General features: G+C 42.2%; 22 protein-coding genes. 17 read left to right on the top strand and 5 right to left on the bottom strand.

Annotated features, from left to right (window positions below):
• Positions 1-79: 79 nt before the first annotated feature.
• The 11 genes from AC58U0_RS04185 to AC58U0_RS04135 all read left to right on the top strand — a co-directional run bounded on the left by AC58U0_RS04185 (position 80) and on the right by AC58U0_RS04135 (position 10,532).
• A complete protein-coding gene (locus AC58U0_RS04185) occupies positions 80-754 on the top strand; it encodes a response regulator transcription factor (protein WP_497377793.1) in 675 nt (224 codons plus the stop codon).
• Entirely contained in the window at positions 751-2,169 is a 1,419-nt protein-coding gene (locus AC58U0_RS04180) for a HAMP domain-containing sensor histidine kinase (protein ID WP_497377792.1), read from the top strand. Before AC58U0_RS04185 ends, AC58U0_RS04180 begins: the two co-directional genes overlap by 4 nt.
• Positions 2,170-2,259: 90 nt before the next feature.
• Entirely contained in the window at positions 2,260-2,880 is a 621-nt protein-coding gene (locus AC58U0_RS04175; protein ID WP_497377791.1) for an undecaprenyl-diphosphatase, read from the top strand.
• Positions 2,881-3,143: 263 nt separating this feature from the next.
• The gene (locus tag AC58U0_RS04170; protein WP_156389921.1) at positions 3,144-3,395 is read left to right on the top strand and encodes a hypothetical protein; all 252 of its coding nucleotides are present in this window, start codon (positions 3,144-3,146) and stop codon (positions 3,393-3,395) included.
• A gap of 28 nt (positions 3,396-3,423) precedes the next feature.
• Positions 3,424-4,437: an alkaline phosphatase family protein gene (locus AC58U0_RS04165; protein WP_497377790.1), complete on the top strand. Its 1,014-nt coding sequence runs from the start codon at positions 3,424-3,426 to the stop codon at positions 4,435-4,437.
• A 285-nt stretch (positions 4,438-4,722) separates the two neighbouring features.
• Positions 4,723-5,643: a hypothetical protein gene (locus AC58U0_RS04160; RefSeq protein WP_497377789.1), complete on the top strand. Its 921-nt coding sequence runs from the start codon at positions 4,723-4,725 to the stop codon at positions 5,641-5,643.
• 78 nt (positions 5,644-5,721) lie between these two features.
• A complete protein-coding gene (locus tag AC58U0_RS04155) occupies positions 5,722-6,459 on the top strand; it encodes an ABC transporter ATP-binding protein (protein WP_497377788.1) in 738 nt (245 codons plus the stop codon).
• Complete coding sequence (locus tag AC58U0_RS04150; protein ID WP_497377787.1) at positions 6,452-7,198, top strand: ABC transporter permease; 747 nt, start codon at positions 6,452-6,454, stop codon at positions 7,196-7,198. The genes AC58U0_RS04155 and AC58U0_RS04150 overlap by 8 nt, the downstream gene beginning before the upstream one ends.
• A 17-nt stretch (positions 7,199-7,215) precedes the next feature.
• The gene (locus AC58U0_RS04145; protein ID WP_497377786.1) at positions 7,216-8,694 is read left to right on the top strand and encodes a sensor histidine kinase; all 1,479 of its coding nucleotides are present in this window, start codon (positions 7,216-7,218) and stop codon (positions 8,692-8,694) included.
• A complete protein-coding gene (locus AC58U0_RS04140) occupies positions 8,691-9,377 on the top strand; it encodes a response regulator transcription factor (protein ID WP_497377785.1) in 687 nt (228 codons plus the stop codon). Before AC58U0_RS04145 ends, AC58U0_RS04140 begins: the two co-directional genes overlap by 4 nt.
• A 33-nt stretch (positions 9,378-9,410) precedes the next feature.
• Positions 9,411-10,532, top strand: coding sequence for an MGDG synthase family glycosyltransferase (locus tag AC58U0_RS04135; RefSeq protein WP_497378240.1), 1,122 nt, complete (start codon positions 9,411-9,413; stop codon positions 10,530-10,532).
• 169 nt (positions 10,533-10,701) lie between these two features.
• Here the strand turns inward: AC58U0_RS04135 and AC58U0_RS04130 are convergent, their stop codons facing one another.
• From AC58U0_RS04130 to AC58U0_RS04120, 3 genes are all read right to left on the bottom strand, one after another.
• On the bottom strand, positions 10,702-11,220 hold the full coding sequence (locus AC58U0_RS04130; RefSeq protein WP_497377784.1) for a C40 family peptidase: 519 nt from the start codon (positions 11,218-11,220) through the stop codon (positions 10,702-10,704).
• Positions 11,221-11,527: 307 nt separating this feature from the next.
• Complete coding sequence (locus AC58U0_RS04125) at positions 11,528-12,295, bottom strand: YheC/YheD family protein (protein WP_497377783.1); 768 nt, start codon at positions 12,293-12,295, stop codon at positions 11,528-11,530.
• A 10-nt stretch (positions 12,296-12,305) separates the two neighbouring features.
• Positions 12,306-13,412 carry a glycosyltransferase family 4 protein gene (locus AC58U0_RS04120; protein WP_497377782.1) on the bottom strand — a complete coding sequence of 369 codons (1,107 nt, stop codon included), beginning with the start codon at positions 13,410-13,412 and terminating at the stop codon, positions 12,306-12,308.
• A 200-nt stretch (positions 13,413-13,612) separates the two neighbouring features.
• On the opposite strand from AC58U0_RS04120, the gene AC58U0_RS04115 reads away from it, so the two are divergent.
• Genes AC58U0_RS04115 through AC58U0_RS04100 form a run of 4 tightly spaced genes read left to right on the top strand, consistent with a single transcriptional unit; the run spans position 13,613 to position 18,620 of the window.
• Positions 13,613-15,868 carry a type IA DNA topoisomerase gene (locus tag AC58U0_RS04115; protein WP_497377781.1) on the top strand — a complete coding sequence of 752 codons (2,256 nt, stop codon included), beginning with the start codon at positions 13,613-13,615 and terminating at the stop codon, positions 15,866-15,868.
• Between the two features lie 12 nt (positions 15,869-15,880).
• Positions 15,881-16,576, top strand: a complete 696-nt coding sequence (locus AC58U0_RS04110) for a uracil-DNA glycosylase (protein ID WP_497377780.1) — start codon at positions 15,881-15,883, stop codon at positions 16,574-16,576.
• Positions 16,576-16,881 (top strand): YciI family protein, encoded by a 306-nt coding sequence (locus AC58U0_RS04105; protein WP_057302677.1) that lies wholly within the window; start codon positions 16,576-16,578, stop codon positions 16,879-16,881. The genes AC58U0_RS04110 and AC58U0_RS04105 overlap by 1 nt, the downstream gene beginning before the upstream one ends.
• A 44-nt stretch (positions 16,882-16,925) precedes the next feature.
• On the top strand, positions 16,926-18,620 hold the full coding sequence (locus tag AC58U0_RS04100; protein ID WP_497377779.1) for a M3 family oligoendopeptidase: 1,695 nt from the start codon (positions 16,926-16,928) through the stop codon (positions 18,618-18,620).
• Here AC58U0_RS04100 and AC58U0_RS04095 read toward each other — a convergent pair.
• On the bottom strand, positions 18,617-19,549 hold the full coding sequence (locus tag AC58U0_RS04095) for a zinc dependent phospholipase C family protein (RefSeq protein WP_497377778.1): 933 nt from the start codon (positions 19,547-19,549) through the stop codon (positions 18,617-18,619). The two genes, AC58U0_RS04100 and AC58U0_RS04095, sit on opposite strands and share 4 nt — an antisense overlap.
• A gap of 201 nt (positions 19,550-19,750) precedes the next feature.
• On the opposite strand from AC58U0_RS04095, the gene AC58U0_RS04090 reads away from it, so the two are divergent.
• Positions 19,751-21,949 carry a PAS domain-containing sensor histidine kinase gene (locus AC58U0_RS04090; protein WP_497377777.1) on the top strand — a complete coding sequence of 733 codons (2,199 nt, stop codon included), beginning with the start codon at positions 19,751-19,753 and terminating at the stop codon, positions 21,947-21,949.
• Positions 21,950-22,008: 59 nt separating this feature from the next.
• Here AC58U0_RS04090 and AC58U0_RS04085 read toward each other — a convergent pair whose 3' ends face one another.
• Positions 22,009-22,239, bottom strand: a complete 231-nt coding sequence (locus tag AC58U0_RS04085; RefSeq protein ID WP_497377776.1) for a hypothetical protein — start codon at positions 22,237-22,239, stop codon at positions 22,009-22,011.
• A gap of 168 nt (positions 22,240-22,407) precedes the next feature.
• On the opposite strand from AC58U0_RS04085, the gene AC58U0_RS04080 reads away from it, so the two are divergent.
• Positions 22,408-23,481, top strand: coding sequence for a DUF3900 domain-containing protein (locus AC58U0_RS04080; RefSeq protein WP_497377775.1), 1,074 nt, complete (start codon positions 22,408-22,410; stop codon positions 23,479-23,481).
• The last annotated feature ends 29 nt before the right edge of the window (positions 23,482-23,510 follow it).

Below are 23,510 nucleotides of genomic sequence, written 5' to 3'. Positions count from 1 at the left end.
CTGATTACAGCGAAATTCTCATTATTTTCTCATTTACATAGCCTATACTTATTGGATTAACGAGACAAGGGAGATATTCATGAAACGGGTATTGCTCATAGAAGATGAAAAAAACTTAGTTCGTTTCATTCAATTGGAACTAGAGCACGAATCATTCGAAGTACATACAGCTTACGATGGGAAAACAGGATTAGAATTAGCCCTTCAAGATCATTGGGATTTGATATTGTTAGATATTATGCTGCCAGAGCTGAACGGAATTGAGGTTTGCCACCGTATACGTGCAGCGAAGAAGACTCCAATCCTCATGTTGACAGCCAGAGATAGCGTTGTTGATCGTGTATCAGGCTTAGATAGCGGCGCCGATGATTATATGCCCAAACCCTTTGCCATTGAGGAATTATTGGCTAGGATAAGGTCTATTTTCCGACGTATCGAACTCGAGGGAAACGACCCGCATGCTATGCTTTCATTTCAAAATATTCACGTCGATATGGATGCTCGTATAGTTTATAAAGACAAACAAATCATTGAGCTTACTAAGCGTGAGTTCGATCTATTAGTGATGTTCATGAAAAACCTTAATCTCGTGCTGACGCGCGATATGCTTTTGGATCATGTATGGGGGTATGATTCGTTAGTGGAGACGAATGTTGTCGATGTTTATGTCAGGTATTTGAGGAACAAGTTAGATCAAGCTGGCGAGAATAGCTGTATTCATACGGTTCGGGGAATCGGATACGTGATGCGATGATGGAACGATTAACTCGTTTATTTCGACAACTCCCCATCAAGTGGAAGCTCATGTTAGGAGCAACTGCCCTCATCTTCCTTTTATTTGCAACCTATAATTTCTCCCAATATCTTGTTCTCAAACAGTGGATGATGAATCAAGAGAAGGACAAAATTCAAGTTAGTATGGCGCAGCTTCAAGACTATTTACTTGAAAAATCAAATACAATGGATGCCTTGTTGATAACGGAAGCTCGTCCCTACATAGAAAAAATGATTGGAAAAAACCAATTAGTACGTATTATTGGGAATAATGGAGAGCCCCTCCTGACCGTATCAAATCATTTTGAAGAAAGTTGGGTTACACCTAGGACTGTGACTGCGCCTGAACTATTTGATACTATCCGCCAAGAAGATCACATTCTCATTTATAGGAGTCCATTTATAACGGCAAAGTTTGTTGGAACCTTAGAGTTCGCAAGTAATCTAGAAACGTTCGATCATTTTAGCCGGACGTTATTCTGGGTGATGCTGATCGGCGGGGTGTTGGCTGTTTTTATAAGTGCAGTTAGTGGCTTAGCAATTGCGAGGCAATTGATGCGCCCTATTCGGGCATTGGCAGCAACCATTCGAAGTGTGAAGGAGAAAGGGCTGAAAGAGCGCGTTAGCAACATAGAAAATGGAGATGAATTATCCAGTTTAGCGCAATTATTTAATGAATTGATGAATCAGTTGGAAGTCTCCTTTCACCAACAAAAGCAATTTGTTGAGGATGCCTCTCATGAGCTGCGGACACCCATAACGATATTGGAAGGTCACTTGTCCCTCTTAAATCGCTGGGGTAAATCAGATCCTGAAGTCTTAAATGAATCTTTGCAAGCTTCCCTCCAAGAGACAAGACGCTTGAAAGGGATCGTCGAAGAACTGCTGACCCTAACGAGAGTAGAAACTCACCTCGATTCTGAAATTAGTGAGCCTATTCCAATAGAACCCGTAATCTTAGAAACGCTCAAAAGATTTGAGGTCCTTAATCCCGATTTTGAATTTCAAGTGAATACGGAGAAAATGAGTGATGCTTTGGTATCCATAAGTCCGCTGCACCTGGAGCAAATTCTCCTAATCATTCTGGAGAACGCGGTTAAATACTCCATGCAAGATAGACGGATCGTTATTGAGGGACTACGATTGATAAATGAAGTGCAAATTACTATCGAAGATCATGGAATAGGGATTCCGCAAGCCGAATTACCCTATGTATTTGATCGGTTCTATCGTGTTGATAAAGCAAGAAATCGTGAGATAGCGGGTACAGGGCTAGGATTGTCTATTGCCAAGCAATTTGTTCACAAGTATCAGGGGGAAATAACCATCCGAAGCAAGGAAAACGAAGGTACCACAGTCATAATTACATTACCAATAAACCAGATTATTAAATAGTGCATTTCTCATGTTGTTCTCATCTTTATCATGTAAAGTCAATGCAAATGCTTTCGTTAGAGCATTCAGTATAAATAAAGGATGATGAAGATGAGCTTTACACAGTTGGATTATCATTGGTTTCAACTCATTAATCAATTAGGGAATACGATACCCGCTCTAAACCCGATTATGCGTTTGTTAGCTTCTTATGCGGAGTACGTGTTTTACATCGGAATTGTGATTTATTGGTTTACGAGGCATGATCTCAAGCGTAGAATGATTGCTGAATCACTTCTGTCCGCATGTGTGGCAGTAGCTTTCAGCGGAATACTTGCGCATTTCTTTTACCGGGATCGTCCGTTTGTCACACATAATGTCATTCAACTGATCGCTCATCCGGCCAATGCCTCTTTTCCAAGTGACCATGCCATCGGCGCTTTCGTTATAGCCACATCCATTTGGATTCACCGGAGAAAAGAAGGGAAGTTATGGCTTGTATTAGCAGCTGGTATTGCTTTCTCAAGAATTTGGACAGGGATTCATTATCCTTCTGATGTTATAGGAGGCGCTGTGATTGGAATCGCTGCCGCGGTTCTCATCCATCAGTTATTTAAGCGTTCGCCGTTGGCACTGACATGGTTGAAGAAATGCATCCATTGCTATGAAGCTGTCGAGTCCAAGATATGGCGAAGGAACGAAGCGCCGCGATCTTCAGTAAATGAATTATGAATACATTCTGGGCGAAAGACCGTAAATGGGTGATTCTTAGTCTTGGAATTACACTGCTAATCGTCATATATGGCGCATGGATAATGTTCCATATACCATCTATACAATGGCATGATCGCTCTTTCAAAGGTATATTTAAAAATTATGGATCTCAAGCAAGTTTTTTATTATTTGCTGTTTTGGCGTACTATGTGCTCAAAATAATGATACAGAGACGATGGGTGGAACAATGGCTTATACTGAAAAGGAGTGTTATTACCCTTTTGAGAATAACTCGGAAATTCCATACACCTATCGCCATTCTTGCCATCGGCGTCATTGTTCTGCATATCGTGGGTGCTATTCTATATGGTATCAAGCTAGACTTTGCCAATATAAGTGGACTTCTAGCAGGACTTGCCTTGTTGCCTGTACCGATTGCAGGGGTATTTCGATCTCGAGGTCTTGATCGGAAATGGCATTTGCGATTAGGACTAATCTTTGCTGTCTTATTTTTAATTCATGCATACCTTTGATAAGCGGGGAATGACGGGAGGACATCCATTGAAAAAAACGTTCTTGGCAGTATCCATTCTTATGCTAATGGTGACAGCTTGTTCCACTCCGGATCAAGGTCATGTAGCGACATCAACCCAACCACAAACTCAAATAGCAACACCCGCTGCTTCGCCAACGGCTTCCCCTGTAAATACGAATAAACCTAATAAACAAGAAGTTCCAATACAAACCCCAACCATATTACCTTCACCAAGTCCGTTGACCACCGCTTCAAGTCCGGCGAAAGTGCCTAACCCGGCAATTTCCGAAGGCGGTAAACCCGACCATGTTGTTATAGTGGTAGAAGAGAATCATTCTTATGAGAAATTAATTGGCAATGCTTCAGCTCCTTATATCAATGCTTTGGCTGGGCAAGGAGCGTTCTTCACACATTCCTATGCGGTGGCACATCCCAGTCAGCCTAATTATTTCGTCTTATTCTCGGGCTCCGATCAAGGTATTAAAAATGATTCTTGCGGTCATGAATTTAAGACGGCTAATTTGGCTAGTGAACTGGTGAAGGCAGGCTATTCATTTGCAGGCTACTCGGAGGATTTACCAGCAATTGCTTCAACCGTTTGTACGAATCAGCAGTATGGCCGCAAACACAGTCCATGGGTTAGTTTCTCCAATGTTGCCAAAGAGAGCAATCAACCTTTTAACCTATTTCCAAAAGACTTCAGCAAACTGCCAACGGTATCTTTCGTTATCCCTAATCAGGATAATGACATGCATGACGGGACAATTCTTGCTGCAGATGAGTGGCTAAAAAAACACATTGGTCCCTATGTAACCTGGGCTCAAAGCCATAACAGCTTGCTCATTCTCACCTGGGACGAAGATGATAATTCCAAAGACAATCATATCCCAACAATCTTTGTAGGACCAATGGTCAAAGCAGCTAAATATGATCAGCATATTACGCATTTGAATGTATTACGTACATTAGAAGAGTTGTATAAACTGCCTTATTTGGGCGGAACAAATGAAGTTCCTGCTATTCAAGGTATTTGGAAGTAAAGTTAAAAACCAAATAACTCACCGCTTTTTGGTGAAACAGTGTGGAAATCCGTTTAGATGCTAAACGGGTTTTTCTTATGTGGGCAGAGAGTTAAGAAAGATTTAAGAAATGGTTCACAAGCACTTCACTATTGTTGACTATGATGTAGTTGTAAGCCCATATCAAAGGAGAGTTTGAGCTCCACTCAAAGATCCCAAAGCGGAGAGACTTTGAGCTCCACTCAAAGATCCCAAAGCGGAGAGACTTTGAGCTCCACTCAAAGATCCCTATATTAGGAGGAGAAAATGAAAAAGAAATGGTTAATGTTAGGCAGCGCTGTTGGAATTAGCAGCATTGTCATGGTGACGACGGGGTTTAGTGCATTGGCGAGTTCATCTGGGTATGATGCTTATAAATCAGCTTTGAAAAACACCAAAACGGTTCAGAATGTAGCTGTACAAGCTTCAGCCGCCTTACAAGATAACGGTAATGTGCTTGCAAGCGCAAATGGAAGCTTCAAAGTGAGCTTGGATACGAAAACGGCAAGCGGAAGTGCAGATGTGTTAGCGAATGGCAGCCAACAATCGCTCAGCTTCTATAAGCAAAATAATCAAACTGTACTTAAATCAAACGCTAGCGATATTTATTTTGTGAAGCAAGAGGGCGTTAAGAAACACAAAACCGAGAAAAAGCTGAATGAAACTGACATTCCTCAGCAAGTTGAGACCGTCATCGACGCTTTAGTTGGTAATCTGAAGGACTATGTGTCCGTTGATACGAAAGCTGATGGGTCGAAAGAGATCGCCATTCAACTCGACAATGCTCAGATTCCTACTGTAGTCAATGCTCTAGCACCGCTTGCAATTAAAGAAGCAACCAAAGCAGAGAATGACGGTGAGACTAATGATGACGCCGTTAAAGGAAATGAGCTGCCGTTCAAAGAAGATTTCTTGAAGAATGCGGCTCCACAGCTAACGCAAGAGATCAAAATCGATAAAGTATCCATTAAGGCAACCGTAGATGCTAATAATTATATCTCTCATCAAGAAGCAGATTTAACGGTCTCTGGTAAAGATGATAGTGGAGTGGTGCACCAAGTTACCCTTCACCTTCAAGCGGATCTGTCCGGTTATAACAGCACAACACCTGAAACCATTGATTTGGCTGGTAAAACCGTACAGACATTGAAGAATGATCACCAAGGTAAACACGGCCATAACGAATAGTAAACCTATTAGGTAATAGCAGATAGGCTTCCCTGTCCGAGCCTATCTGCTTTATCTCTTATGAGAAGGGGGAACTTAATGAACACCATATTAGAAACGGCTCATTTGAGCAAAATGTATGGCAACGATCGCGGAATTCGTGATATGAGTCTCCAGTTACATGAAGGTGACGTTTATGGTTTATTAGGACCGAACGGCGCTGGCAAAACAACGTTTCTTAAGTTGATAACTGGTTTGATACGTCCCGATAAAGGCTCGATTTCATTGTTTAATGCCAATCTTTTCGAACAATTCGAACAAGGAATGCAGCACGTAGGCAGCATGATTGAATCGGCAGATTTTCATGAATTTCTTAGCGCATGGCAGTACTTAGAACTTGTCGCCCGGTACTATCCGAATGTCACGCCGAAGGGTATAGAAGAAGTCTTGGATCTTGTGGGCTTGTTCAAAGTTCGTAAGGAGAAAATCAAAGGCTATTCAACAGGTATGAAACAAAAGCTAGCACTTGCCGCTGCGATCCTGCCGGAACCAAAGCTTGTCATCCTGGATGAGCCTACGAATGGGCTGGATATCGAAGGTACAGTGACGTTTCGAAAGTTGATAAAGCAGTTGACCGAAGAAAAAGGGACATCGTTCTTAATCTCGAGCCATATGATTCATGAGCTAGAGCAGCTATGTAATCGGGTGGGGATTGTCGTAGAAGGACATTTGAAAAAAGAAGGGTACGTATCTGAACTGCTGCAAAGCAATCAATCCTTAGAGCAATTCTATATAGACGAACTTCAGCTTGCAAAGGAGGACAAAGATTGTGCATAGATGGCGCGCCGGTTACTTAAATGAACTTTACTTGCTATGGTATCGAAAGAAAGTAGTTATGTTCGCTATCTTTTCAGCGATTCTTCCTCTCCTGCTTGCCATTTCGCTGGGCGCTTTACAACCAATTCTCGGTCTTATTGCCGAGAGTCAGTCCTTTCCAATTGAGATGTTAACGATTTATACAAGTATTTGGATTCCACTGTTTATCTTAACGGTTACTGGCGATTTATTTCCAAATGAATTGGCATCTAGAACGCTGAAGCTTGCTTTGCTTCGTCCGAATTCACGCTTTCAAGTTTTTGGAACAAAAGTCGCTGCTCTTGGAACAGGTATTGCTGGAATATTGATTCTACTCGGCATTATTACCTTTATTTGCAACCTATTTGCTGGGACATCAGCCAGCTTCACGGATTCGTTCCATATGATGAAAGCTTACATCGCGGCATTTTTCTCCATGTTTGCTTTATCAGCCTTGTTTGTATTCGTTTCTCAGTTTTTCAAAAGTGCTAGCAGCTTCATGGTCTTTTCACACGTATTATACGCGGCTGCAAAAATTGCTCCATTTTTGATGAGCTCCATTGCTGCGTTTTCACCTGCCTCCTATACGGATTGGCATATGTTATGGCTCAGTCAAACCGTTTCCGCCGGCAAGCTATTAACAACGTCTCTGTTCCTAATTTCCAGTTGTATGTTGTTTTTGGCACTTGGTTACTATAAATTTGATAGAAAAGAAGTATAAAAACGGGGAATCTACTCATGTCTATTCGTCTGAAGTTATTGCTTTCCTATGCGGCTATGCTGCTAATTCCACTTGTTATGATGATGATTACAGCTGTTCTATTGGTCGTTGTTTTTAAAGGCGATTTCCAAAGCATCCGTGATCAGTATGGATCTGGTATCGGACTATTCGAGAATCAGAATGTGGAACATACGGTTAAAGATCTGAAACGTTCCGTGGAGAAGAATCCGTCCATCCTAGCTGACTCGGCGTACTTAGCGGATATTGATCAAGAGCTTCAGTTAAGTAACTCAAAGCTGGTTGTACGTAAGGATAATACGTTAGTCTATGTTTCTCCAACCTTGCAAGGATCAGATGCACTCCAGCAGCTGCCTGCATTCAAGCACCCTGGACATCCAGAACGGGAAGATGCCAAGCGGTATGGGAGAGAGTTACTGGGTGTAACCTCTTTCGATTTTTATTATATCGGACAACAACCGGGAAGTGTTTTCATTATTACGACGGTTAATCCAATCGTTAATTTCACGCAGAAATTTTTCCCTATTCTTTTTATCACGTTACTTATTATTCTGATTCTCACGCATACCTTGTTAACCTATTTTGTCTCAAAAAGTATCATTACCCCTCTCCGAAAGTTAAAGAATGCTATGAAAAGGATTCAATCTGGAGATCTTGATTTCCAAGTACAGATTACAAGTAAGGATGAAATTGGGCAACTCAGCATAGCCTTTGAACAAATGAGAAAACAATTGCGGGAATCCATTCAGACACAAATTCAATATGAAGAAAATCGTAAAGAGCTTATCTCTAACATTTCACACGATATTCGGACGCCTCTTACAGCAATTAGAGGTTATGTAGATGGTCTAGGTGACGGAATAGCCGATACGGATGACAAAAAACAAAAATACATCGAAATCATTTCCTCCAAAGCCGAAGAGATGGATCATTTAATTGATGAATTATTTCTATATTCCAAATTGGATTTGAAGCGGGTACCCTTCAATTTTGAAGTCGTGGATTTCGCCTCTTTTTTGGAAGATTGGTCCGATGAACTTGAATTTGAACTTGGCAAACAAGGCGTTCATTATAAGTCAGATATCGCGTTAAACCAGCAGATTCAGGTCTCAATTGATCGGGATAAAATGAAGCGCGTTTTCTCTAATATAATGGACAATAGCTTAAAATATATGAATAAACCAGAGAAACACATTAGCTTGCATGCTAGGATAGCCGGGGAACATGTTATCATTGAAATTTCAGATAATGGAATAGGTATGAATGCTGAGTCGTTGCCGCATATTTTTGATCGCTTTTACCGAGCAGATCCTTCCAGGAACAGTAATAATGGGGGAAGCGGTCTAGGGTTAGCGATTTCGAAGCAAATGATCGAAGGTCATGGCGGAACCATTGGGGCTCGCAGTATGAAAGGTGAAGGGACTTGTATGACTATCAAATTGCCGCTTAGAAGGCACAAAGACGGTGATAACGAATGAAACGACTATTAATTGTAGAAGATGAACAACTTATTGCTGAACTTGAACGTGATTATTTGGAAGTGAGTGGCTTTAAGGTTGATATTGCGATGGATGGCGAGCAAGGTCTAAAGTTGGGACTCAGCGGAGAGTATGATTTAATCATTCTTGATGTCATGCTCCCTTTATTGAACGGGTTCGAAGTATGCAAGCAAATTCGCGAGAAACATCAAATTCCAATCCTAATGGTAACTGCCAAAAAAGAGGATATCGATGTGATTAGGGGTCTTGGTCTTGGAGCAGATGACTATATTACTAAGCCGTTTAAACCTGGAGAGCTGGTTGCAAGAGTCAAAGCGCATTTGGCACGCTATGAGCGATTAATAGGCACCAAAGAAAACAGTGAAGAAATTCGCATCCATGGTCTTTTAATCGATTATGGTTCCCGTCGTGTTTTTGTTCATGAGCAAGAAATTAACCTTACGACGAAGGAATTTGATTTACTCTATTTTTTGGCTATGAATCCAAATCGTGTTTATAGCAAAGATAACCTTTTCGACCGCATATGGGGAATGGATGCAATGGGAGATTCACAGACCGTTACGGTCCATATCCGTAAAATAAGAGAAAAAATTGAATTAGATGCATCCAACGCTCAATATATTGAAACGGTATGGGGAGCAGGTTATCGTTTTCGCCTATAATTATATGCGATGAAAGGTGGGTTTTCCTTGAGCATGAATGTGAATCCTCGTGTATTGATACTAACAGCCAGCTATGGTAACGGACATCTACAAGCTTCAAAAGCCCTGCAGCAGCAATTCTTGAGGCAAGGTGTAGATCAGGTGAAAATCGTCAATTTGATGCAAGAAGGCCATCCATTCATTAACTTAATTACAACCTCGCTAGTTAACAAAAGCACAAAAAGTTCTCGCATAGGTCTCGATTATTACGGCTGGAGCTATTACTTAACCCGTGAAACCTCACGAACCGCTTTATTCCAGAGATCCATGACCTATCTTGGTAAAAAAAAGCTGAAAGAACTTATTCATCAAGAGCGCCCGGATGTTGTTGTTAACACCTTTCCATTCGGCGCATCACCCGAAGTATGCAGTTCTATGGGCATTACGAATTTCACTGTACTGACGGATTATGCTTTACATGCCAGCTGGTTACACCCGAATGTTGATAAATACTATGTGGCAACGGAAGAATTAAAGCAGCAAATCATTTTCAAAGGATTCAGCAGGGATCGTATTGAGGTTAGCGGAATTCCGTTGCGGCAAGAGTTCGCAAATGAGAGGAATACCAGCACCCAAAGACAAAAAAAGAAGATCATTCTTATCATGGCATCAGACAGCGGGGCTACCAGCTATATAGAGGAAATGTTGAATAATCTAGCTTTACTGGACAATTGTCAATTGGTCGTTGTTTGTGGCCGAAATGAGAGGTTAAAAAGTAAACTTGAAGACCAGTTTGCTGCTTTTTCGGGAATAACATTTCTGGGATTTGTTGAAAATGTGCATGAATGGATGTCTCAGGCAACTTGTATTGTAACCAAAGCAGGTGGGTTAACTTTGACAGAGGCCATTGTTTTACGACTGCCTATCTTTATTTATAGGCCCTATGCCGGTCAAGAAAAGGAAAATGCCTTGTATCTCTCTAGCCGTGGAATGGCATCGGTTTCTACGAACATGAAGGAATTTACCAGTAAAATCACTTATTTAATCAATCATCCAAGCTTGCATGAAGAAATAAAAGAACGCATGAGAGCGCTGCAACGAAGTCAAGCGGCTGTTCACATCGTGAATGATATGATGCTAAGCGTGAATAATCAATCAGTATCGTTATCCATATAAGATGAGAGGACTGATCCGGATGAAGGAGAGTCTAGATGATTTTTTATCCTAGACCATATTCTTATCATTCCCGGAAAAAGTGTAGATCATGAAGAGAATAAAGTCATTTAATGAATAAAAAAACTCCTTCAGATGGATAGCTGGAAGGAGTTTTTTGCGAATATCCGGCTTAGTTAATCACTCGGCGAGCTGTTTTGTAATTTCTGCTCCACCAACCGGAATTCATATCTGAAATCGTTACGCCAGGATTGCCGTACGTATGAAGAATCTTACCATTACCCATATAGATACCTACGTGATGAATAGGTGAATAGAAGAAGACAAGGTCTCCAGGTTGCAGTTGATTTCTAGGCACAAATGTACCAACCTGTGATTGCTGTTTGGATGAACGAGGCAAATTGATCCCATTCTTACCATATACGTATTGCGTAAAAGATGAGCAGTCAAAGGAACTTGCACTGCTTTTCTGCGATCCGAACATGTACCTCACGCCAAGGTATTGCTTGCCGGTTAAGATAACACGATTTGCTTTTCCCGACATCGATGTTGAAGCTGCTGTTATAGAAGCTGCGCTTGCAGCATGTGCGGATTGAGGGGCTGCTATTAGATTAGCTGATGCAAATAAGGATACACTAAGTGTAATTCCTAATAGCGATTTACTTAGGCGGTTCTTTTTCATGTTGTTCATGATAGGATGTCCTCCTTCAGGATCGTGTTTTAGGTTTCCACCTGGGATAACCTTAACACATCCAGAATGACCTATAGATTACCAAACATATGGGAACACTAGGTCAAATCAGGCTTAAACGAGGTTTATTAGAAAACCATGAGAATCCAATGAAGCCAAAACCCTTGACAAGAAAAAAACAAAGGTCTGTTCCACTTCTGAGAACGGCTGATGGTTCGCCAACGCCGATTAACCTCATAAAGCAAATAAACCTCCAGTCCCATTTCAAGTGGGATTGGAGGTTTTTACTAAATATAGGAAACAAGGGTTACTTACGTTTTTTGGGTAAGAATCGGCCGTTCGCTCTCGAATAACGCAGTACTTTGAAGAACATTTTTTTATCTTTTAATTGGTTAAATATAAAGGGGTCAGGTGCTGTGTTTACTTCTATGACCCATGGTTTTAACTTTTTATCAATACCGATATCAACACCAATTTCTTTAAATCTCGGATAAACTTTCTGGTAATGCGTTGCGATTTGAAATCCTAGATGTCGCAAGCTTTTGATATAATCATCTTTTTTCGGATTCTTTAAGTAAGGAGTAAGTAATAATTCTAATGGCAGCGGTTTGCCGCTATTATGAAAGTTCGTTACTATTTTTTGTGGATGAGCAACTCGACCAATATAACCAGTAGCTTCCCAAGTTTTCTTAGGGCTTTTTTGTACCATTATACGTATGTCGAAAATTCTCTTTTGATGGGTTAAGAGATGAATGCCTTGCTGAACCAAATAGGATCTAGCTAACTTGGCTTTGTTTAGGGCACCGAATAAACCTAAAAAAGTTCGAAAGGATTTAGCTGTTTTGCCGGACTGAAATCGATAAGTCTCATTTTTCTCTACACGAATAACGCCATGTCCAGAAGAGCCATTGAGTGGTTTGACATAAACCATTTTATGTTTATTTAGCATTTCAAGCAGGTTTTTTTGACTATAGATTCTTGTTTCCGGAACAAATTTACGAAGTTCTTTGTTTAATAAAAGAACTTTCGTCTTGACCCATTTGCTGCCTACTGTTCTAGCTCGATTCATGGACATAACAGCACCTCTACGTGGGATTTTTCGTATAAATCTTTTCTAATTTGCTGGCTGTGGCTCGCCAACTAAATTTTCTCGTTACATCTAGTCGGGCTTGCTTGGCCAGTCTTTTGGCCTTAGAAGGGTCTTTGGCTAGTTTAATAATTTGTTTGGCAAAAGCCCTTGGGCTTCGATAATTCGCCACTAAAAGTCCGTTATGCTTATGTCGAATAATTTCAGGAATCCCGCCATTTCTAGAAGCGATCGCTGGAATGCCGGATGCCATCGCCTCCACATTCACTAAGCCAAACGCTTCATGACCTTGAGACGGGCAAACGAAACAATCCCCGGACTGATAGAAACGAGGCATTTGACTGCGTGAAACATAACCCTTGAACGTTACTGGGATTCGAAGTGAGGAAGCTAATTTTTTCAAATAATGCTTGTAGCTTGGCTTACCAGTCCCGCCGGCAATGTGAAGCCTCGCTGAAGGGATGGATTTTCTAACGATCTGTGTAGCTTTCATAAGTACGGGAATTCCTTTCCTCGGAATCAATCTGCCTGCAAATAGAATGATAAATGGCCGGCGACCGCCCGTTGAATGCTTTTTCACTTTACGTGGACGGAATTGAGCAAGATCGACGCCCAGATGAACGTAACGAACCTTATGGCTGATTTTTGGAAAGGTTCGTTTCAGGTGATTTTGCAGCGAAAGGCTGTTGCCAATAATACGATTAGCCGCACGGAGATCGCTTGCAGCGAGTTTCTTGGATGTCATCGGAGGGGAAATAAACGTCGTTGAATGTAAAAAAACAGAGATAGGCGTATGCGGGAATACTTTTCTCACGGCATGCACAAACCTAGGGCGGTTATCGATTTGAATTATATCGTAATGATGCCCTTTGACAGTCTTCAGTACATTAGATAAATAAGCATGTTTATTGGCACCGGGTACTCGAAGAATCGTAATATGACCTAATCTACTTGTCTTTGGGTAGTTGGAGCGCAGCCGACTTATTATGGTCACTTTATGCTTGGAGGATATTTTTTTGGCGATTTGGTATATACAATGCTCCACAGAGCCTCCGACGGGAGGAGGGACGGGGATTTGTTCAGGAGCAATAATCAGAATATGCATAATAAGAACCTTCACCTCTTGGCTTCATTTGACGTTTCCAGTTATCATATTCAAAGGAAGTGAAGGGACTTGGAGTAAAGTCTACTTACTAAAATAAAATTTTTCGATCATTACCATATTGCAGCCATTTATAAAGTGGGATACACTGAGGCGACAGATTCTGATCTACTTAGAAAGTTCAATTAAGGAGCGATACTCTCTTGAAGACATTAATTATTGCGGAAAAACCCGATATGGGACGTAATATAGCCGCCGCAATAGAACCCAAAGCCAAAAATCTCAGGTCCCATCTAGAGGGTGAGCAGTACATCATCACCTGGGCGATCGGACACTTAATTGAGTTGGCTGAACCTGATCAATATGATGATAAATATAAAAAATGGAATATTAATCACCTGCCGATTATTCCTGATGAATTTAAGTTGATTCCAAACCCGCGGACTTACGATCAGCTTAAAGTGATTGCTGAGCTTGCGAAGAAATGCGACATGCTTGTCAATGCGTGTGATGCGGGGAGGGAAGGGCAGCATATCTTCTCGCTTATTCAGCGGCATCTTGGACTGAAGCAGCCTGTTAAGCGCCTCTGGATTTCCGATTTAACCTCGGAAACGATTCGAAATGGCTTCGCTACATTAAAGGACGGCGCAGAATACGAGAATTTAACGCGCGCCGCGCGCTCCCGCAGTGAAGCTGATTGGCTAATCGGCATGAATGGTTCTCGTGCATTCACAACCAAGCATAACGTATTGCTTTCCGTTGGCCGCGTTCAAACGCCTGTACTAGCGCTTATTTATGACCGACAGAAGCAGATTGAAGCCTTCTCTTCGCTCAAATTTTATGAGCTGGAAGGACATTTTACACAAGGCGAGACGACGTATAGAGGCATGTGGCAGGGAGAGCGCTTGACGGATGGACCGAAGGTCGAGGCGCTTGCTGCCAAGGTCAAAGGGAAGCCAGCACGGATTATCTCCTATGAAGTGAAAGAGACGAAGGAATATCCGTTTAAATTGTATGATTTGACGCTGCTGCAGCGTGAGGCGAATGGGAAATACGCCTTCTCAGCGAAGAAGACGTTGGATACGGCTCAGGCACTCTATGAGAAGCATAAGGTCATTTCCTATCCTAGAACCAATTCCAACTATGTGACTGAGCAAAATATACCGGAAATGCACAAGTCCTTATCCGCATTACAAGGAACGGCTTACCATGAGCTTGTGCAAGGGGCAAACCGAAATCTGGTGCATAAAAATAACAAGTTTATTTGCAATCCGAGCAAAGTTGAAGATCACCATGCGATCCTTCCGACGAATCGCAAAGCATCAGGACTGAGTCCAGATGAACAGAAATTGTACGATTTGATTGTAAGACGTTTCTTATCCCAGTTTTACCCTCCAGCTGAATATAAGGTTCATACGGTTATGACTGAGGTAGAACAAGAAATGTTTAAAACCACGGTTAAAGAGCTGCTCCAATTAGGCTGGAAAGTCATCTATGCCGATCAGAAAAAAGAAAAGGCAAAGAGCCCGAAGGGGAAGGAGAAGGAAGAGGAAGAAGACGAAGAGGTTGAAGTAAACGAGCCTTTCTCCATCGATTCACAGGGAAATGTCCTTTGCCATGACGCGATTGTGAAGGAAAAAGATACACAGCCGCCTAAGCATTTTAACGAAGGAACGCTGCTCAAAGCTATGGAAAGCGCCGGTAAGCAGATTGAAGATGAGGAGCTCCGCGATGCGATGAAAGATTCGGGACTCGGCACTCCGGCAACTCGTGCAGCGACTATCGAGCGTCTCAAGAAGGTTGGCTACATTGACATGCAGGGCAAGAAAATCGTCCTGACCCAGAAGGGGCGAACGGTGGTTGAATTAATTCGCGGCGCCGGCATTGAACTGCTGACTTCACCTGAAATGACAGGGCAATGGGAGCGCAGACTGAATGAAATCTCCCGTGGTACGGCTTCGGACGAGCAGTTTATGCATAACGTCAAAAGATTCGCAACCCTTATCGTTGATAAGGTTCGCGTGCAAGCTAGGGCTTCCAAAACAGCTTTTGAAGGCGAAACGCCTCCTGCCAGTGCACCCAAACGGGGGTCTGCACGATCGAATGCGGCTTCAGCTTCAGGCGGCACCAAAACAGCAACCGCCCCTAAGAAAGCGGCTCCTGCTAAACAAACAGATGGAGCTAGTACGTTCCTAGCGACATGTCCAAGACCAGGGTGCGGAGGCTCTCTTTTCATGGGACGTAAAGGTTACGGCTGCTCGCACTATAAGGAAGGCTGCAAATTCGTCATCTGGAAAGAAAGCTTTGGCCGGAATCTAACGGACGCCCAAGTTCAGGCGCTCGTAAATAAAGGGAAAACGACGAAGCTGAAGCTCGTACTTGCAGATGGTACAGCGGCGGATGGACGAATCGTGCTGAAAAACATGGATACGGGAGAGCTCGGTACGGAAACGGAGTGATAGGAGGGATGAATGGTGAGCCATTTAACGAACGACTGGGCTTCACTGTTGGGGTCAGAGTTTGAAGAGCCCTATTTCCATGAGTTGCAAAAATTTCTTAATGATGAGTATACGGCACAAACCATTTTTCCAGAACAAAATGAGATTTATAGTGCACTTCATTTAACATCTTATGCGAATACCAAAGTAGTTATTTTGGGACAAGATCCCTATCATGGTAGAGGCCAAGCCCATGGTCTCAGTTTTTCCGTAAAACCGGGTATACCGATACCGCCATCTTTGCAAAATATGTATAAAGAATTACAGTCTGACCTTGGCTGCTATATCCCCGATAACGGCTACTTGAAGACTTGGGCAGAACAAGGCGTACTGCTGTTGAACACTGTTCTAACAGTGAGAGCAGATACGCCGAATTCGCATAAAGGAAAAGGGTGGGAACGTTTTACAGACAAAGTCATAACAACGCTTAGTGATCGGGAGAAACCGATCATTTTTGTACTGTGGGGAAGTCATGCACAGGCTAAGCAGCGTCTAATTGATACTTCGAAGCATGTAATCATAAAATCAGTTCACCCAAGTCCGCTTTCTTCGTATCGCGGATTTTTTGGCAGTAAGCCTTTTTCGCAAGTGAACGCGTATCTTAGGGACTTTGGATATTTGGAAATTGATTGGCAAATACCAAATTTATTTGTGAAGGAGCGGGAATAATGAGCGACAATAAAGAATTTATTTATGTCTTACGATTAAAACCTGCTTTTCTAGATCGCAGTGTTTGGACAGATAGAGAAGAGAAAATTGTTGAAGAGCACTTTCAATACCTTTTACAGTTGAAAGAGGAGGGGGAGCTCATTTTGGCAGGCAGAACACAAACTTTTGATGAAAAAACATTTGGCATTGTTATCCTAAGGGTGGATAATGAGTTAGAAGCTACACTGATCATGGAACAAGACCCTGCTGTTTCTAATCAACTTATGACCAGTGAATTGTTTCCATACAGTATTGCAGTTATGTAAGTAGACTGCCAGTTTTCTGGCGAAAACTCAAAGGAGTGAATCCAATGAAATTTCAAGAATTTAAGTACGAACGACCTGACTTTAGCGCTTTTGAAATTAAATTTAAGGAGCTTTTAGAAGCGTTTAAACGAGCATCTTCGTTTGGCGATCAGGACCAAGCGATGGAAGCGATCGTTAGTCTGCGAAGTGAGTTGGAGTCAATGGAGTCTATTGCGCGGATTCGTCACAGTGTGGATACAAATGATGAATTTTACAAAGCGGAGCAAGAGTATTTCGACGAAATTGAGCCTTTATATCAAGGGCTAATTACCGAATTTTATAAAGCTCTCATTGAATCCTCCTATCGATCAGAGTTAGAGGTCAAATGGGGGAAGCAGCTGTTCACGATTGCCTCCTTATCATTGAAGACGTTTTCACCGGAAATTGTTGAAGATCTTGTACAGGAAAACAAACTGGCCAGTGAATATTCGAAGCTGCTTGCATCTGCGAAGCTCATTTATGCAGGGGAAGAACGAAATTTATCCCAACTCGTGCCTTTTCAATTATCAACAGACCGAAATGTACGTAAAGAAGCGAATGATGTGAAATATAGCTTTTTTATAGAGAATGAAGCGAAATTGGATGAACTGTATGACCAATTAGTGAAGATTCGTACTCTCATAGCTAAGAAGCTCGGATACAACAATTTTGTTGAACTCGCATATGCTCGTTTGAACCGTTCTGATTATAATGCCACAGATGTGGATGTATTTAGGAATCAAGTTCTTGAACACATTGTACCCGTGGCAACCAAACTAAAGGAGCGGCAGAAGGCTAGAATCGGCGTAGACTCGCTGCACTATTACGACGACAAGTTTGGTTTCGCCTCCGGGAATGCAACGCCTAAAGGCGATGCGGATTGGATTGTGAAACAAGCTCGTAAGATGTATGCAGAGCTATCCCCGGAAACGGATGAGTTCTTTACCTTTATGATCGATAACGGTTTGATGGATCTAGTGGCTAAGAAGGGGAAACGCGTAGGTGGTTATTGCTCTTATATTAGTACATACAAAGCACCGTATATTTTCTCTAATTTTAACGGAACTTCAGGTGACATTGATGTCTTAACGCACGAAGTAGGTCATGCATTCCAGGGCTTTAGCAGCCGAGAGTTTCAAGTGCCTGAATACATATTCCCAACCTTGGAAGCCTGTGAAATTCACTCGATGAGCATGGAGTTTCTCGCTTGGCCTTGGATGTCGTTGTTCTTCGAGGAAGAGACAGATAAGTATAAATTCAAGCATCTTAGTGAGTCGCTCTTATTCATTCCATACGGTGTTGCAGTAGATGAATTTCAGCATCGGATCTATGAGCAGCCGGAACTTACACCCGCTGAGCGTAAGTTAGTTTGGCGCGAGGTTGAGCGCAAATATTTGCCGCATCGTGTTTACGAGGATAATGACTATTTGGAAAGAGGGGGCTTTTGGCAGCAGCAAGCCCACATTTACAAAAGCCCGTTTTACTACATTGATTACACCCTTGCGCAAGTGTGCGCGTTTCAATTCTGGAAACGAGCTAATGAAAATTCAGAATTAGCTTGGGAGGATTACTTAAGACTTTGTCAGCAAGGCGGAAGTCTGAATTTCACAGAGCTTGTGCAAGTCGCTAAGCTAATTTCACCCTTCAAAGATGGCTGTGTGGCTTCGGTAATTGGTCATATCGACTCATGGCTTGATCAGGTTGATGATGCTAAGCTTTAAATCATAGGCTTCACATGAGTGATTTGCAGTCCGCTGTCACAGTATTTACCTGTTTCATAGGAGAGATTGCCGAGAACTTCTTCTAAGGCTTGGTAATCAGCCGAAGAACCTCGTTGTATGGCTTGTATGGCTGCTTGGAGGACGATTTGTCCATCTGCCATCGCGATATCCCATAAGTCCCAAACGCTGTATGTGTACGTTTCCTCTAATGAGGTAGGACAATTCCAAACCGTCTTGGCTTCGTTTAAATAATCAAGCGGAGCCGGATGCTTGGTATAGACCAAAGGCGATATTTGACCGAAGGTGAATAAACGTTTGATTCCTTTTGGATCGTGGAATAAGCGTTGAGCTCGAATCATGTCCATGTAAGCATCGTTCCAATCCTTATCAGTAATCTGCGATGCATGGTCAGGGTAGTGGATGGCGGCAGCGTGGGCAAGCGCAGGTACAATACCAAGGGGCAGAGCTTCTCCAACATAAATTTCTTTCCATACAGGCGTATTCCATGTCTGAAGTCCAAGCTTGCGACGAACAATGAGTGTGTCCATAATAATCTCAAATCGTTGGTGATCCCATTTCTTGAAGCCTGATTTGTAAAAAACATAGGGATGCATATTACGGTCGAGAATATGGTGTGTAAGGAATCCAAGTGCATAAACAACAGCGGGATTATACAAGCCTCGACCTTGCATATGGGAAAGTAGATCCATCAAGAACGGACCGCATGCTCTTGTATGCATGAGACTTCCCAATTGATTGAGTTTCTTGTCTTTTTTCCAAGGTAAGAAGTTATGATAGAACAAGAAATCGGGTCCTTGGCAGCCAAGAGAGAAAACATGTCTCAGCTGCTTATCATTCAGCATATTGGCATGCCCTAATTCGTTCATTAATTCTTGACCGAAAATCAGATGTGTCCAGATGTTAGGCAATTGTGCCCCTCCTAATTTGTGATGTTCAAACATACCTAGAAGAACCATTTTATTTTATCATAACGAGGAATTTCAAGGGCACATTTCATGAACTATTTGATCAACCAAGAGCTATTACGGGAGGAATCATCTTTAAATCGTCGAATTCAAACATTTGGTGATGGAAACCATCCATGTATGTTTAAGATGGGGGATAAATGAATGGATATGCTTTCGAGAACGGAACCGTCATTTGCCACGGTATTCGAATTCACAACGATGGGCATGGCGATTATTTCGCTCAATGGACAATGGATGAAGATGAATAACAGCCTAAGCGCGATAACTGGATATTCGGAAGAAGAATTAGTAAATACCGATATAACCACGATCTTTTTGCCCGAAGAGAACGACAAACTGCCTGGACACTTAGCGCAACTGTTGTCTGGGGATTTACGCTATTTTCAGATCGAACAACGATTGAAGTCAAAAGAGGGAGCAATCAAAAGGGTGGAATGCGGAATTTCGCTAATTAGAAACTCTGACAATGAACCTCTTTATTATATGGCTCAGATGAAAGATCTCTCGATAAAGTCCGAGATGGAACTTAAACTTGCTGAGAGTGAGCAGCGGTATAATTCGTTAATTGAGCATAATCCTGCGGGGATCATAACAGGTGATTTGAACGGTGTGATCATAAGTGTGAATCCTGCTATGGAACGGATTCTGGGTTACACGAAGACGGATATGGTTGGACGGTCCATCCATCAATTCTGGGAGCAAGAGAAACAAGAGGATCCATCTGAATACGCGACCGATAGTGTGCTCTTGCAGACGGATAATTATATGCTTCGGGTTACGCATAAGAGTGGCGGCATGATAGAATTAGGCTTAAAAAATGTGCCGATTATTGTGAATGGGATAACGGAAGGCGTTTATATTATCGCTAGAGATATCACCCAGCATAATAAAGACCGTGAGTCCTTGAGAGTTGCGCAGCAGGATCTGCATGACACTGTTCGCAGACAGCAAGGAATGACCATGAAATTCAGACAAATGCAAGGGAAATTCATTCATACCTTATGTGACGGTGAACTTCTGTATAGGCTCGGCTATAAGCCATCGCATATCCTTGGCAACGGCTTATACGAGATATGGCCATTCTATATGGCTGTCAATATCGATAAGTATTATCGCAGGGCATGGAGCGGGGAAGAAAATGTCATGTATGAAGCCACATTCCGGGGGATTACCTATTTGACATCGTTACGTCCCATTTTTGAAAATGGCCGCGTAATTGAAGTGATCGGCTCTTGTGTGGACATTACGGAACGTAAACAGATGGAAACAGAGCTTAGAGAAACGAAGGAGCTGCTGGAATCTTTTATTAATAATACAACAGATGCCATCTGCGTACTTGATCAACGGTTTAAGGTTATTTCTGTCAATTCCGCCTATGAGAAAGTATTTGGTTGGAATCAGGATGAGCTTCTAAACCAACTATTACCCATATATCCAGATTTCTTGGAAGAGCATCGTATAGAAATTCATGACATATTGAAAGCGGGTAATCAAATTTCTGGGTTAGAGACGGTTCGAGTTCGTAAAGATGGACAGCTCATTCACGTAAGTGTGACCAAAACGCCGATCAAGAATGAGAAGGGCGAGATTATCGGGTTTGCTGGCATTACGCGAGATATTACTGAACGGAAACGAACTGAGGAATTGTTGCGTAAATCAGATAAACTCTCCGTCGCTGGCCAATTAGCTGCCGGACTTGCTCATGAAATCAGGAATCCGCTCACGTCACTCCGAGGCTTCCTACAGCTGCTGCAGAACGATATGAAGGGAAAACAGCACTATTTTGACATTATGCTGTCCGAACTGGATCGGATTAATTTCATTGTTAGCGAATTCCTCGTCATTGCGAAACCGGAAGCTATTCAATACAAAAAAAGTGATTTGATAAATATATTACAAACCGTGATTGCGCTGCTTGATACGCAGGCTAATCTATGTAATGTGCAGCTTTTGCTCGAGTTTGAGTCTGATATTCCGGAGTTCATTTGTTCTGAGATGCATCTTAAGCAATTGTTTATTAATTTGGTGAAAAATGCGATTGAAGCGATAACGAAGGATGGACAAATTAAGATTACCGTTTCCATGCAGGGCAGCGGGATGATTCGAGTAAGGACTCAGGATAATGGATGCGGCATCCCAGAGGAGCGGGTCAAGCAATTAGGTGAACCTTTCTATACAACGAAGGAAAAGGGCACAGGACTCGGTCTGATGATGTGTTTCAAAATCGTTGAAGCGCACAAAGGCACAATGTCAATTCAGAGCCAAATTGGAGTAGGAACCATTATTGATGTGTTTTTGCCGACGCAGACGATAGGTAAGGACATGAGTGAATTTGAATAGCATGAATGTAAAAACCGCCAGGCCTGTTAAGTAACAGGAACGGGCGGTTTTATTCATTTCTAGAAACGGATACTAAATTCATTCGTCTCTCTTGAATACCATTTTGTCTTTGAGGAGTCCTGTTCAGGATGAATTTGTACTTCATCAGGTGTATATTTTACGATAAAACCCGAATTTACCTGATAATAAACGCCTAATGAATCTAACGACCAAACATAAACAGGTGTTTTTGTAAGAGCGGCAATGAAAATTTCTGTATCTGTTTCCAGTAGTTTGGTTCCGTAAATCATCTTCACACCTCTGTCTTATTATTTTGAAAAAGCAGCGCTTATTAGTAGTGACAGCATGAGCTTACAAACAATCACAAACTGTTCCTTTTTTTTTTGTGGTGTTTCGGTTTTATACCAAGTACAATCAAAGTTGTGCAATTTTGAATACGATTGACAGGGAGAAGCAGCATGAAATTCGCAGTTCAATATATATCATTTTTTGTGATCCAAGGGGAAGGTGCCGACTCGGCATCCGCTAAAAGTTATCGCCATTACCAGACTTTGGACGAGAATGATTATGAAGACAGTGCGTTACAACAATTCTTAGACGGAGAGTTCGCCCGAATTGCTAAACGCAAAGTTGAGCGAAACCCGAGAGCTGAGCAGGTGCCTACGAAGATAGGACGTTTCATTACCGAGCCAGGCTTCGAATTAGAAAGTAATCCGAACTATAATCTATTCGCGCGTTTGCGCTATGCAGAGAATAAACAGGACTTCCTTAATGTCGCTGACGAACTCTTAAACGCTTATCTGAACACAAGTGCGGTCAGGGGCGGAGCTTTTCTTGTCGCAAGTGCGAAGCTCAATCAATATTTTGATGATCCTTTTGTATTTATCCTTAAGTGCGATTTTGAGCCGAAAATTGCACGGATTACCGACGAAAAGAGCTTATTGAATCAAGTGGAAATGGCGATTAATGCAAAAAACATGAAATCGATCCAATATCCGTTTATGCCTGAGGAAGGCATGTTAGAACCAGCGGAGCTGAAAATTCACCAGGCTTCACATGCTCGTTACTTTGAGGATTTCCTAAAATATGTAGAATATGAGCAGTCCATGCCAGAAATTTTGCATCATCAAGTACTAGGGCTCGTTCAGCAGCAGCTGGAGAGAGACTATGAGCATAAACCGGAGGAACGCGAGCAGGAAGAAAAGGATTTGGAAATTTGGGCAGCCAGTGAAAAGCGCGAGCTTCAGGAGAAGTGGACACCGACACAGGTCATGGATGCCGCTAATTATTTGGCCCAGCAGAAGCCGGATCTGGAAATGCGCATCAAGCTAGATCATATCAGTGTGAAGGCCCAGCTTGCCGATTATGGACGCAAAGTTCACATTGCCAGACAAGGTGAACGTTACGTTATCCTGATTGAAGGCGATTATTTATACTTCGAAAAAGGCGTATCACCGGTTGAATTACTTAGACCAGATGATCTTCATGCTGTCATTGAGCGGATTACAAGAGAAGAAGAAAACGATAGATAAAGGTGAAAAAATAGGGTTCCCACCACTAT

This window comes from Paenibacillus sp. J31P190 (assembly GCF_059692075.1).
This window is presented reverse-complemented; position numbering and strand designations above follow the sequence as displayed.